13 protein-coding genes and 1 riboswitch are annotated in these 11,963 nt (G+C 54.7%); of the genes, 2 read left to right on the forward strand and 11 right to left on the reverse strand.

Annotation, left to right across the window (positions count from 1 at the left end; translation table 11 throughout):
- From BRO54_RS13685 to tenA, 10 genes are all read right to left on the reverse strand, one after another.
- On the reverse strand, positions 1–1,000 hold a 1,000-nt coding region (locus BRO54_RS13685; protein WP_074044309.1), incomplete at its 3' end, for a hemolysin family protein.
- Positions 1,001–1,479: 479 nt separating this feature from the next.
- Positions 1,480–2,505, reverse strand: coding sequence for a thiazole biosynthesis adenylyltransferase ThiF (locus BRO54_RS13695; protein ID WP_014194972.1), 1,026 nt, complete (start codon positions 2,503–2,505; stop codon positions 1,480–1,482).
- A complete protein-coding gene (locus BRO54_RS13700) occupies positions 2,502–3,269 on the reverse strand; it encodes a thiazole synthase (protein WP_014194971.1) in 768 nt (255 codons plus the stop codon). Before BRO54_RS13700 ends, BRO54_RS13695 begins: the two co-directional genes overlap by 4 nt.
- A gap of 1 nt (position 3,270) precedes the next feature.
- On the reverse strand, positions 3,271–3,474 hold the full coding sequence (thiS, locus tag BRO54_RS13705) for a sulfur carrier protein ThiS (RefSeq protein WP_014194970.1): 204 nt from the start codon (positions 3,472–3,474) through the stop codon (positions 3,271–3,273).
- Positions 3,471–4,604, reverse strand: a complete 1,134-nt coding sequence (gene thiO / locus BRO54_RS13710) for a glycine oxidase ThiO (protein ID WP_074044310.1) — start codon at positions 4,602–4,604, stop codon at positions 3,471–3,473. The genes thiS and thiO overlap by 4 nt, the downstream gene beginning before the upstream one ends.
- Positions 4,605–4,607: 3 nt before the next feature.
- The gene (gene tenI / locus BRO54_RS13715) at positions 4,608–5,213 is read right to left on the reverse strand and encodes a thiazole tautomerase TenI (protein WP_074044311.1); all 606 of its coding nucleotides are present in this window, start codon (positions 5,211–5,213) and stop codon (positions 4,608–4,610) included.
- 16 nt (positions 5,214–5,229) lie between these two features.
- A complete protein-coding gene (locus tag BRO54_RS13720) occupies positions 5,230–6,012 on the reverse strand; it encodes an energy-coupling factor transporter transmembrane component T family protein (protein ID WP_074044312.1) in 783 nt (260 codons plus the stop codon).
- Complete coding sequence (locus tag BRO54_RS13725) at positions 6,009–7,463, reverse strand: ABC transporter ATP-binding protein (protein ID WP_074044313.1); 1,455 nt, start codon at positions 7,461–7,463, stop codon at positions 6,009–6,011. The genes BRO54_RS13720 and BRO54_RS13725 overlap by 4 nt, the downstream gene beginning before the upstream one ends.
- A gap of 14 nt (positions 7,464–7,477) precedes the next feature.
- Complete coding sequence (locus BRO54_RS13730; protein ID WP_033024782.1) at positions 7,478–8,068, reverse strand: ECF transporter S component; 591 nt, start codon at positions 8,066–8,068, stop codon at positions 7,478–7,480.
- Positions 8,069–8,091: 23 nt separating this feature from the next.
- Entirely contained in the window at positions 8,092–8,775 is a 684-nt protein-coding gene (tenA, locus tag BRO54_RS13735; protein WP_013523027.1) for a thiaminase II, read from the reverse strand.
- A gap of 112 nt (positions 8,776–8,887) precedes the next feature.
- Positions 8,888–8,995, reverse strand: a riboswitch (TPP riboswitch).
- Positions 8,996–9,230: 235 nt separating this feature from the next.
- On the opposite strand from tenA, the gene BRO54_RS13740 reads away from it, so the two are divergent.
- Both BRO54_RS13740 and BRO54_RS13745 read left to right on the forward strand, forming a co-directional pair.
- Complete coding sequence (locus BRO54_RS13740) at positions 9,231–9,479, forward strand: hypothetical protein (protein ID WP_050483821.1); 249 nt, start codon at positions 9,231–9,233, stop codon at positions 9,477–9,479.
- On the forward strand, positions 9,461–10,645 hold the full coding sequence (locus BRO54_RS13745) for a class I SAM-dependent rRNA methyltransferase (protein ID WP_025038991.1): 1,185 nt from the start codon (positions 9,461–9,463) through the stop codon (positions 10,643–10,645). Before BRO54_RS13740 ends, BRO54_RS13745 begins: the two co-directional genes overlap by 19 nt.
- Positions 10,646–10,708: 63 nt before the next feature.
- Here the strand turns inward: BRO54_RS13745 and BRO54_RS13750 are convergent, their stop codons facing one another.
- Positions 10,709–11,914 (reverse strand): MFS transporter, encoded by a 1,206-nt coding sequence (locus BRO54_RS13750; protein ID WP_014194966.1) that lies wholly within the window; start codon positions 11,912–11,914, stop codon positions 10,709–10,711.
- Positions 11,915–11,963: the final 49 nt, after the last annotated feature.

An 11,963-nucleotide genomic window follows, 5' to 3' on the forward strand; every position in this document is an offset into this window, starting at 1 on the left:
TTTTCACCGCCTCATCATGCTCATCCCATATTTCGCCGACAATTTGCTCGAGAATATCTTCGAGCGTAATCAAGCCGGCGGTGCCGCCAAACTCGTCGACGACGATCGCCATATGCACTTTGCTTTTTTGCAGCTCCGGCAGGAGATCGGACACTTTCATTGACTCGACAACGAACAACGGCTGGCGCAACAAATCGCGGATGCGCACCTCCCGCTTTTGCACAAGCTCGCTGAAAAAGTCGCTTTCCGACAAAATGCCGATCACGTTGTCAATATCCCCTTCATAGACCGGGATGCGGGAATATTTCTCTTCCAAAAACACGTCGCGAATCTCTTCAATCGGCTGGTTCACTTCCACCGCCACCATATCAGCGCGCGGCGTGAAAATTTCTCCGACCAAAATTTCATCAAAATCGAGCGAACGTTGGATCAATTCTTTTTCTTTGTTGTCGATGACCCCTTCTTCTTCACTCAGCTCAACCATCACTTTAATATCTTCCTCAGTAACAGCCGGCACAGCCACCCCATTGGCGAACCTCTTGGCGATTCGATCTTTTAAGGCTTGGAGCGACGCCGTAACCGGCGTCATCAACTTCATCAGCCCATAGGCAAGGCCGGCGTATCGGATGGCGAGCTGCTCCGCATGCTCTTTCGCCATCGATTTTGGCAAAATTTCACCGAAGACGACAAATAATACTGTCATCACCGCCAGCGTGGCAAACAAGCCCATCTGTTCCCCAAGCAACGAAACGGCGATGTCCGTAAAGAGCACGACCGTCACGACGCTGGTGAGGCGGTTGGCCACAGCAAGCGCCAACAACACGCGGTCAAGCTGACCGATCACCGCTTGGAGGCGCTTATTGTGCAGATGCTCTTCCGCATAATGCCGCAACCGTGCCTTGCTTGCCGAAGAAAACGCGGCTTCTGCTGAAGCGAACAGTGCATTCGCGAGCAGGGAGAGGAAAAACCACCCGAACAACCTTAACGGCCACTCTTCCAACGAATCTTCACACTCCTATGGATGGTGACTATGTTATTCATATCCATTTTTCCGCCGAATCATGCGTAAAAACCACACTTGCCGCGCTAAGCGGAAACAAAGCGATGCGGCCGGCAGCAGCCGTTTTCGCTCTTCCTATCTTAAATATAACAAATTTTTCGCCAACTGACTATAGCTGGCGAGTTGTCCTTCCATATAAAGCCAGACAACCAAAAAGAAAAATGCGCCGGATGAACCGAGGCGCATCATGATTCAAGCCAACAGGAACCAATCAAATACACAAGAACAAGCAATGAGGCAATGTTGAATGTCACCGACCACTCGGCCATTCGTCTTCCCCTCCCTTTTCTTCCCCTCTTTCATCGTACCATATTGACGGCGGGAAAAGCAGGAGGAGAAGGGTGTCTTTTTGACAGTTTGATGAACAAAACAAGGGCGTCCTCCCATCAATAGACGCCCTCATTTCATTTTCTCTCGTTTCAACCTAAATAGCGGTAATAGATCGCCTTTGCCTCCTGCACGTCTTTCGTGCCGTGCACAAGCGCACGGCCATCACGAAAGACAACCAACCGCTTGTCGCCGAGCGAAACGGAGACAAGATACGGGTTCGCTTCCGCTTGAAGCCCTTGGCGGCGAAACAGCTCCGCCACTTCATTCAAGTCGTACTCGCGTCGGGCAGGCGGACGGATTTGCACAGAATCGCGCCCGCACAAGACGGCAGTCTTCGTCCGTTGTTCATAGGAAAGAAACGGATAAGATGGATGACGTCCGCACGTCGGGCAACCGTCCTTTTTCACCCCGTCAATGCGAATGGCGGCATATTCGTTCGTCCAAAGGTCAAACGAAACGAGCTTGCCGCGGAGCGCCGACCAGTCCTCCACTAAAATTTTTAACGCCTCAGCCATCTGATAGCTGACAACCATTTGCACCGCTGGGCTGATAATGCCGGCCGTATCGCACGTCAATCCCCCTTGCGGCACCGTTTCAAGCAAGCAATACAAACAAGGCGTGCGGTTCGGAATGAAGGCGCAGCTTAAACCGTAACTGCCGACACAAGCGCCATAAATCCACGGAATGTTGTACTTGTAGGCAACGTCATTGATGACAAGGCGCGTATCAAAATTGTCTGTCGCATCGATCCATAAGTCAGGGCGTTGCTTGACAGCGATCGTTTCCAATTCTTCCGGGCCGGCGTCGCCGACAATGGCCTCGATCTCAACCTCGCTGTTGATTTGTTCAAGGCGCCGTTTGGCGGCGATCGCCTTTGGCAGCCGCTCCTTCGCATCCGCTTCGCTGTACAGTTGCTGGCGCTGCAAGTTGCTCCATTCGACGTAATCGCGGTCGATGATTGTCAATTTGCCGATGCCGGCGCGCACGAGCGCTTCGGCGTTGCCTGTGCCGAGCGCTCCGGCACCGATCAGCACGACATGCTTTTCTCGTATTTTCTTCTGTCCTTCCTCTCCAATCGGTGCAAATAGTTGCTGTCGGGAATACCGTTCGTTCAAACAACACTCATTCCTTCCATTGGGCTACTCGCTGACGCGTACCGTTTTTTCGGGATGCGTCCGGCTTCATAGCCGAGCCGGCCCGCTTCTACCGCCAGCTTCATCGCTTTCGCCATTTTCACTGGATCGGCCGCGCCGGAAACAGCGGTATTCAACAGCACCCCATCCGCGCCAAGCTCCATCGCCAGCGCCGCGTCCGCCGGTCCGCCGATGCCGGCGTCGACAATGACCGGCACGTTCGCCTGCTCAATGATAAAGCTCAAATTGAGCGGATTGATGATGCCTTGCCCGGACCCGATCGGCGAGGCGCCCGGCATGATCGCATGGCAGCCAAGCTCCTCAAGCCGCTTCGCCAGCACGACGTCATCGGATGTGTACGGCAACACGATAAACCCTTCCTCAAGCAGCATTTCCGCCGCTTTCAACGTCTCGATCGGGTCTGGGAGGAGCGTTTTGTCGCAGCCGATCACTTCTACTTTTATCATATCACACAATCCGGATGCCTTGGCGAGCCGGGCGATGCGCACCGCTTCTTCGGCCGTTTTCGCCCCGGCGGTGTTCGGCAAAAGCTTATATTTGCTTAAATCGAGCTGCTCTAAAAAGTTCGGCTGCTCCGGAGAAAAGATGTTCATTCGCCGGACGGCGAACGTTAAAATTTCCGCCCCTGATGCTTCCACCGCTTCTTTTTGCACGTCCAAGCTCGGATATTTGCCCGTGCCGAGCAACAGCCGCGAAGAGAATTCATATGGGCCAATTTTCAACATCTCAACCGCCTCCTACAAAATGAACGATTTCCACGCGATCGCCATCGCATAGCGCCGTCGTCCCATACTCATGTTTTTGGATGATGCGGACATTGACTTCGACGATGCAAAGCTTGTTCTCAAGCCGGAAATGGGCAAGCAAATCGCCCACCGTTTTCACCTCGTCGGGCACGGCGACCGTCTCCCCGTTAATCACTAACGTCATTCCACCCCCACCTTTCCGATATGGCGTGTCAACGAAAATGGCGCAAGGTCAAACGCCGTCTCTTTCCGCTCCACTAAGTCGGCGACAAGCAGACCGGTCAACGGGCTGAGCAAAATGCCGTTCCGGTAATGGCCGGCAGCGACGAATAAGCCGCGCCGCTCCGGATGCTCGCCTAGATAAGGCAAGCCGTCTTCGGTCTGCGGCCGAATGCCGCTCCATGATGCCACCCATTCCGCCTGTTCGATGTCCGGAACAAGGTGGGCGGCGCGGTGAAGCAAGTTCATCACCCCACCGGCCGATACGCGCCGGTCGAACGTGCCGGGCGTGGACGTCGCTCCGATGAGCAGCCGGTTTCCTGATTTCGGAACGATGTAGCAGCCGTTTTTCGCAAATACAGTCGTTTGCAACAACGGAACCGGGGCGCGCACCATGACGCATTCCCCTTTGACCGGATAAACGGAAAGCGAAAGCCCAACCCGCGCGCCGAGCCGCGCCGCCCAAGCGCCGGAAGCGATGACGACCGCCTCGGCGGCAAACGTTCCGCCTGTTGTGTCTAACACATGCCCACTGCTGTCGGAACGGATGTCGAACACTTCCGTATACTCGTACAGACAAGCGCCGGCGGAGGCGGCGGCATAGGCGAGAGCGGCGGCCAAATCCGGAGCGCTCACTTGCCCATCGCCAGGGATGTACATCGCGCCAGCAAGCGCTTCCGCCGCAAGACGCGGCTCCATTTCAAGCGCCTCCCCTTTCGTGAGCCACTGCACCGGTTCGCCTATGCCCCGCCAAAATGTATAATGGCGATAGAGATCGTCTGCTTCCTCTTCCGTTGTCGCTAGTTTGATCAATCCTTTTTCGACAAGGCCGATATCGATGCCGGTCCTCTCCCTCAGCTCTTCAGCCAAGGCCGGCATGAGAGCTCGGCTTTGCAAGGCAAGCGGCACAAGCGGGCTTGGTGTCGAAAACTCGGATTGCGCCCCAAGCATGCCGGCTGCCGCGCTTGACGCCCCGCTTCCCATCGTTCCTTTTTCAAAAATGGCGACGCGATGCCGCCGCTTGGCGAGCTCAAAACCGATGGCCGCCCCAATCACCCCGCCGCCGACGATGGCGACGTCATACCGATGCGTCATCCCCTATCCCCTCCCTTTCACTATGTCTGCCAGCCGTTTGGCCTCAGCAACGGGGTCGGCAGCGAAAAAAACAGCCGACAATACCGCCACCCCGGCCGCGCCCGCTTCCAGCACCCGACGGGCGTTGCCGGCGTGAATGCCGCCGATGGCGATGACTGGAATGGACACGGCGGCCACGATTTCCGCAAGCGAGTCCAGACCGCGCGGCCGTAAACCGGGCTTGCTTTCCGTCGGAAAAATATGACCATACAAACAAAAGTGAGCGCCATCCTGTTCGGCTTGTTTCGCCTCCTCAAGCCCGTGCACCGAGCAACCAACCGTCAAGTCCGGAAACGAGCGGCGGACGGCGCGCACCGGCAGGCTGTGATAAGCAAGCTGCACACCTTTGACACCGTAGACAGCCGCGACATCAACCCGGTCATTGACGATGATTTTTTGCGGCGGCACCCCGACGCGAAGCAGGGACATGACAAACGCCGCCACTTCACGCGCCGTCTTCCCTTTTTCGCGAATATGAATCAGGTCGGCATACGGATGGGTGTGCGCACAAATCGCGGCGAACTCGCCAACCGTCTGACGCCCGGTGGAAATGAAATGGAGAACCCCCATCGCCATCCCTTTCTTTCTACCGTACATCGCTTATAGAAATATACGGATAATGAACGCCGACATAGTAGGCGGCGAACATCAAAGCGGCAAACAAGGCGACAAGCCAAATATCATATTTGCCGAACCCGATTTCATAATAAAACGTGCGCCCCCCGCTGCCGGAAAATTGTTTCGCTTCCATCGCCACAGCGATGCGCTGGGCGCGGCGGATGCTTTGCGACAACAGCGGAATGGCGTAGCGCTTCACTTTGCTGAGGCCGCCCTTGTTCGGCACGCCGCGCACTGTTAACGCATAGCGGATCGTCTGAAACTCTTCAAGCATAATCGGCAATAGGCGAACGGCCGCCAAAAAACTGTACGCATACTTTGGCTTCAGCTTCAGCTGCTGCATGAGTGAATAAAACAACGGAACCGGCCGGGTCGTCAGCGAAAAAATCAACCCGAGAAGCCCAAGCGCCAAAGCGCGAAACCCGATGTGCACCCCGCGCCAAAAACTTTCCGCTGTAATATGGATGAGCCCCCAGCGAACCCATGTCGTTGTTCCTTCGCCAAACATCATCATCGATGAAGCCGTCGAAACAAAGACGAGGAAAAACGGCAAAAACAGCCAAAACAACACATTCGCCGGATAGCCGGTGCCAAAGCAAAACAAAACGAAGAGAGCGAGCGAAACGTTAATCAGCACATTCGGGTTATGAATGAACAACACAGCGAAAAAGAGCACGACAAGCACAATGAGCTTCAAGCTCGGGTTCGTCTCATGAAGCCATGTCTCGCGGCAGCGAACCTCCCATTTCATCGCCCTGCCCCACCTTCCGCCAACACCGGCTCTCGGATGTCAAGCTGTTCGTCCCGAACGAGCGCCCCGTCTTCAATCACCCACCGTCTCGTCGCAAAACGGCGGACGATTTGTTCGTCATGTGTAACCATCATGATCGCCGCTCCTTGTTCGCGGTGCGCTTCAAGCATTTCAAGCAAAGCAAACGTGTTTTTCGCGTCCTGACCAAACGTCGGCTCATCAAGCAAAAAGAGGCGTTGGCCGGCGACGATCGAAGCGGCGACGCTCAACCGCCGCTTTTGTCCGACCGACAGTTGGTACGGGTGCTGGTCTTGCTGCTCAACAAGGTCAAATTCACGCAACAGGCGGGTGATGGTTTCCTCGATTTCCGCTTCCGGCCGCCCTTCAAGCCGAAGCGAGTAGGCGAGCTCTTCGCGAACGGAATGGGTGACAAATTGCCACTCCGGATTTTGGAAAACGAACGCAATATGGCGGTAGAGCGGGTGTTGCCGCTTGATGTCGGCGCCTAGCAGCATATACTCGCCGTCCGTGCGAATGAGTTGCATGAGCGCATGCAACAGCGTGCTTTTGCCGGCGCCGTTTTTTCCGGTGACGGCAATCCATTCGCCGGCGTGCACCGTTGCTTCAGGAACATAGATTTTCGCCTCACGGCCGCGGAACCCGCGAAAACGGGCGAGGCGAAGAAGCTTCTCGCCTTTATGGTGTTTCCGCCGCCTTGCCGTTCGATCATAGTCGTCCCAGACGCCTGGATACCAAATGCCTTCAGCGGCAATGACGTCTTTATAGTCGGAAAACACCGCTTTCGCCTCGCCGTCGGCGACGATGCGCCCATCGCGGCCGAACAAGACAATGCGATCCACAAAGTCGAGCACATGGTCAATTTTATGCTCGACGATGACGACCGTTTTGCCGCGGCCCACCTGCTTCACCGTTTGCCATACCGCCTTCGTCCCTTCTTCATCGAGCAGCGCCGTCGGCTCATCCAAAAACAAGATATCCGGCTCAAGCGCCAGCACCGAAGCAAGAGCCAACCGCTGCTTCATTCCACCGGAAAGCGTATGAATATCAGTATGCGGGGCGATCTCCAAACCGACTTGGTCCAGCAGGGCACGGATGCGGACGGGCATCTCGTGGCGCGGCACGCTTCGATTTTCGAGGGCAAAAGCGATTTCCTCGTCCGCATACGGCATGCAAAATTGCGCATCAGGATCTTGGAAAACATAGCCCCACCGTTTCGGCCGCTCAAGGCGCTCCGCTTTCATCGGCACATCGATCGAGTGGGGAATGATGCCAGCCATCACTTGCAATAATGTCGACTTGCCGCATCCCGACGGACCAAGGAGGAGCACTTTCTCCCCCTCGGCAATCGAAAGCGACAAGTCGCGAAACAGCAGCCCGTCGCTCCCGGGAAATTTCAGACGCAGCCGATCAATCGCAATTGCTTGTTTCATCGCCATTCGCCGCCTTACCGGTTCAACGCATCGTAATCGTCTTTCGAGGCCGGACGCCACATTTGCGTCACTCCGGTTTTTTCGAGCGCTTTCGCCAATGAAACAGCAAACACGCCGGAGATGAGGATGGCACCGATAAAACGCGCCAGCAAAAAGAGCGCCATATTCCATGGGGCGAGCGCCTCAATATAGCCTTTGTAAAAGTCCATGATGAGCGAACCAATCGTCGCCCCGACCGCGCCGAGCGATACAACGAACGCATCAAAGCGCCGATAGCGGAAGGCGGCAAAGACGAGCTCGGCAAACAGCCCTTGAACGACCCCGTAAATGAGCACTTCAAGCCCCCATTGCGATCCCATAATGAGTTCGCCGGACGAGGCGGCTACTTCAGCAAGCAGCGCCACCCCTGGCTTGCGAATGAGCAAATAAGCGAGCGAGGAGGCGATAAACCACATCCCGTAAATGAGTTGGTCAAGATGAAATCCGAATACTCCGACCGCACTGTACAACGGACCCCACAATTTGTAAATGATGCCGAACACAATCGCAATGACGATCGTCGTTAAAATATCCGCCAATTTTAACCCTTTTGTCTTCACTTCCATCCTGTTCTCCTCCTTGCATCGAGTCAACGGCTCGCCGCCAATTCAGCCGACGGCCACTGCTCAAGCCGATACGCCATCTCCCAAAACTCGTACTCATATTCGCTGCTGATGAGGAAATGCCGCTTCATCCGATGGCGATCCTCTTCGGTGACCGCGTCAGCGATGTCGTCAAGCCGCGCGATTTGCTCTTCCACAAGCGAGCGGAACCAGTCCGAACTGTAGGTGCCGATCCATTTTTCATAAATCGGATCGTTCGGCCGGCATGTTTTCAAGCGCTCGCCAATTTCGTAATACAGCCAGTAGCACGGCAAAATGGCGGCGATAACATCACCGAGATGCCCTTCGTACGCCGCGCGGTACATGTGCGACGTATAGGCGTACGCCGTCGGCGCCGGAATGAACGCCGCCCTTTCCTCTTCCGTAATGCCTAGCAGCTCGGCGAACGTTTCATGCAGCGACAGCTCGGCTTCGCACGTGCTTTGTGCATGGTGCGCCAACCGGGCTGTCGTCGCCAAATCCGGCGATTTCGCTGCCCCGATCGCCTGCACGCGGGCAAAATGGCGCAAATAATAGGCATCTTGCATCACGTAATAGCGAAACTTCTCGCGCGCGAGCGTCCCTTGGCCAAGCTCCTGAACAAACGGATGGCGAAAGCTCGCCTGCCAGATCGGATCGGCCGCTTGGCGCAATTGCTTTGCGAATGACATTCGTCCTCCCCCTTTTTTAGCAAAATAAAAACGCCGCTTCCTTTGCCTATTGGCGTAAAGAAAGCGGCGTGGGCATGCGACGACGTTGGCAAGGCAAAGCGCCTAGCCTTGCTGTGCTGCTCCTCCACTTCCCTACGCTGGCATTACCCAGATCAGGTGCTAAGGGTCTCAAAGGCACACTTTGATCTCAGCCTTTCTAAAGGCCCCCCTAGTGGATGATGGTGCAATTTTCAGTTTTCTTTACACTTATCATACCACGACGGCAACGGTTGTCAATCTTTTTTTCGCCGACGTTGCGCCGCACGTTTCAACGTTATTAGGCAAGGAGTCCCCCACCTCTAAGAGAAGGGAAGGTGAGGGAGGAATTGCCCTTTTTTATTTTTTGTACGAAAAACGGTTCGTTTTTCAGTAATACACGGTAAAATTATAATACTGAAAAAAAGGAGGTGAAACGCATGGAATTGGTCGTCACCGCTAAAATTCGGTTGTTGCCAACGGAAGCCCAACATCAACAACTCGTTGAGACGATGCAAGCGATGAAACAAGCGTTGAACTTTGCCTCGAAAGTCGCATACGAACACCATCTGCTTTCTTCGTTTAAGAAACTGCAAGGTTTGGTGTATCGAGACTTGCGAGAGTTGTTCGGACTAAAATCACAAATGACGATTGGATGGGAGTGGAAACGATGGCGAAGGTCATCCTGAAAAGAGAACGAAAAAAACGGCTTGAGCAAGGGCATCCATGGATTTTTCAAAGTGAAGTCGACCGCATCGAAGGCGATGCGGCGCCGGGCGACTTCGTTGACGTTTACAATCATCAAGGCTATTGGCTGGCGAAAGGATATATCAACCCCGCTTCGCAAATCATCGTCCGCGTTTTGACGCAAAACCCAAACGATGAACTCGATGAGCGCTTTTTCATCGACCGCATCCGTCAGGCGTGGGCGTACCGTGAACGGATGATTCCCGGCGTTCGCTCCTGCCGAGCCGTCTATGGCGAGGCCGACTTTTTGCCCGGATTGATCGTCGACAAATATGAAGATGTGCTTGTTGTGCAAATTTTGGCGCTCGGCATGGAAAGGCGGAAAGACTGGATTTTGCGCGGCTTGCTTGACGTGTTTGCCCCAAGGGCCATTTATTTGCGCAACGATGTGTCCGTTCGGGAGCTTGAGGGTCTCAAACAAGAAAAAGGCTTTTGGTACGGGGAAGCGGAAACTGAAATCGAAATCGAGGAAAACGGCGTGAAATACATCGTCGATATTGAAAACGGACAAAAAACGGGCTTTTTCTTCGACCAGCGGCAAAACCGCGCCGCCCTTCGTCCGCTCATCGGTCCGGAGACGACGGTGCTCGACTGCTTCACCCATACCGGCTCGTTTATGCTAAACGCTTGTCTGTATGGGGCAAAACATGCTACTGCCGTCGATATTTCCGAACATGCCATCGAAACGGCGAAACGGAACGCCGCGTTAAACGGATTCACGAACGTTGAATTTGTCGTCGCCAACGCCTTCGACTATTTGCGCGAATCGGTGCGCGCCGGCAAACAGTGGGATGTCGTCATCATCGACCCGCCGGCGTTCGCGAAATCGGCCCATGCCGTCCCGAAGGCGCTGCGCGGCTATAAAGACATTAACTTAAACGGATTGAAGCTTGTCAAAGACGGCGGCTTTTTCGTCACATCAAGCTGCTCGTACCACGTCCGCCCGCACCTATTTCAAGAGATGATCGCTGATGCGGCATTTGACGCGAAAAAAGTGCTGCGCCAAGTATATTGGAACGGCGCCGGCTACGACCACCCGAAACTCCTTGCCGCGGAAGAAGGCGACTACTTAAAATTCGCCATTTACGAAGTGCATTCCCGGCGGTGACGAGCCGCACTCAAAGGCCGTTTCGATGCGCCGCTGGGCAGAAAAAACGCCTAGGGGTTATCCCTAAGCGTTTTTTCGTTCCCTGGGGCGAAGCGATTGTTCTTTATGCAAGACCGACAGATAGACAAGCATCGAAAGGAGCACCGAACCGCTAGCAGCTAAATAAATGCTCGGATAGCCGAACCAATGGCTGATTTGGCCAAACACCATCGCCCCAACGCCGACCCCTAAATCAAAAAACGAGAAAAATGTCGCGTTCGCCATTCCCTTGCGGTGGGCAGGGGCCCGCTCGACGGACCACGCCTGCAGCCCGGGCTGCACCATGCCAAAGCCGAAACCGTACAGCACCGCCGCCAAAAGCAACGCCCATTCTCCCGGCAGCCAAGCGAGAAGAAGCATCGCCAGCAAAATAAGCCCCGCACCAGGGAGAAAGACGGCCCGATGCCCTTTTCGGTCATACAACTGGCCAGCGAACGTTCGCGTCACCATCAAGGCAAGCGCATAAAGCAAAAAGTACAGCTGCAGGCCGCCGATCTGCTTTTGCGCCGTATATAGAGGCAAGAATGAGGCGATGCCGCCGAACGTCACCGTCAAGAAAAACAACAGCACCGACGGAGTTAAAGCGCTTTTTTCGTACAAATCCCATCTGTTCGCCCCTTTGCCATGCACGGCTTCCACTTTTTTATACGTGATCGCGGCGGCAAACAGCACCGAAGCGACTCCAAGCGCCGCACAAATGGCAAACAGATGGCTAAACGGAATCATAGCGGCAAGCACAAGTCCAAGCGACGGACCAAACGCCAAGGCGATATTTCCGGACAGCCCGTAATAGCCCATTCCTTCCCCGCGGCGGCTCGCTGGAATGATGTCCGTCGCCACCGTTCCGGAAGCGGTTGTTGAAAACCCCCAGCCGATTCCTTGGACGACCCGCATCAAAAAGAGAAGGAAAATGCTTGAGATCAAGCTGTAGGAACCGACAGAAATGACAAAAATGAGAAGACCCAATAAAAACACAAACCGGCGCCCTTTCGTCTCAAGCGCATGGCCGGCGAACGGACGGACGATGAGCGCCGAAAACGTAAACACACCAACGACAACGCCAATCAGCTGATCGTTGCCGCCCAAATGCTCGACAAACAGCGGAATGGTCGGCAGCGTCATTTGAAACCCAAGAAACACAAAAAAATTGGCCAAACAAATCAAAACGAAATCTTTCGTCCATATTTTTTCTTTTTGTTCTGCAATAAGCGGCTGCTGCTCCGCTCCCATACCGATCCCCCTTGCGAACTATGTATTTCGTGTCCCTTAATATTTGTTA

The organism is Geobacillus proteiniphilus (assembly GCF_001908025.1).
Classification (GTDB): domain Bacteria; phylum Bacillota; class Bacilli; order Bacillales; family Anoxybacillaceae; genus Geobacillus; species Geobacillus proteiniphilus.

What these genes read in the sequence shown, in the direction of transcription:
- BRO54_RS13700 (WP_014194971.1), bottom strand. Translation starts at nt 3,269, where the DNA reads ATGTTGAAAATTGGCCCATATGAATTCTCTTCGCGGCTGTTGCTCGGC.
- thiS (WP_014194970.1), bottom strand. Translation starts at nt 3,474, where the DNA reads ATGACGTTAGTGATTAACGGGGAGACGGTCGCCGTGCCCGACGAGGTG.
- thiO (WP_074044310.1), bottom strand. Translation starts at nt 4,604, where the DNA reads ATGACGCATCGGTATGACGTCGCCATCGTCGGCGGCGGGGTGATTGGG.
- tenI (WP_074044311.1), bottom strand. Translation starts at nt 5,213, where the DNA reads ATGGGGGTTCTCCATTTCATTTCCACCGGGCGTCAGACGGTTGGCGAG.
- BRO54_RS13720 (WP_074044312.1), bottom strand. Translation starts at nt 6,012, where the DNA reads ATGAAATGGGAGGTTCGCTGCCGCGAGACATGGCTTCATGAGACGAAC.
- BRO54_RS13725 (WP_074044313.1), bottom strand. Translation starts at nt 7,463, where the DNA reads ATGAAACAAGCAATTGCGATTGATCGGCTGCGTCTGAAATTTCCCGGG.
- BRO54_RS13730 (WP_033024782.1), bottom strand. Translation starts at nt 8,068, where the DNA reads ATGGAAGTGAAGACAAAAGGGTTAAAATTGGCGGATATTTTAACGACG.
- tenA (WP_013523027.1), bottom strand. Translation starts at nt 8,775, where the DNA reads ATGTCATTCGCAAAGCAATTGCGCCAAGCGGCCGATCCGATCTGGCAG.
- BRO54_RS13740 (WP_050483821.1), top strand. Translation starts at nt 9,231, where the DNA reads ATGGAATTGGTCGTCACCGCTAAAATTCGGTTGTTGCCAACGGAAGCC.
- BRO54_RS13745 (WP_025038991.1), top strand. Translation starts at nt 9,461, where the DNA reads ATGGCGAAGGTCATCCTGAAAAGAGAACGAAAAAAACGGCTTGAGCAA.
- BRO54_RS13750 (WP_014194966.1), bottom strand. Translation starts at nt 11,914, where the DNA reads ATGGGAGCGGAGCAGCAGCCGCTTATTGCAGAACAAAAAGAAAAAATA.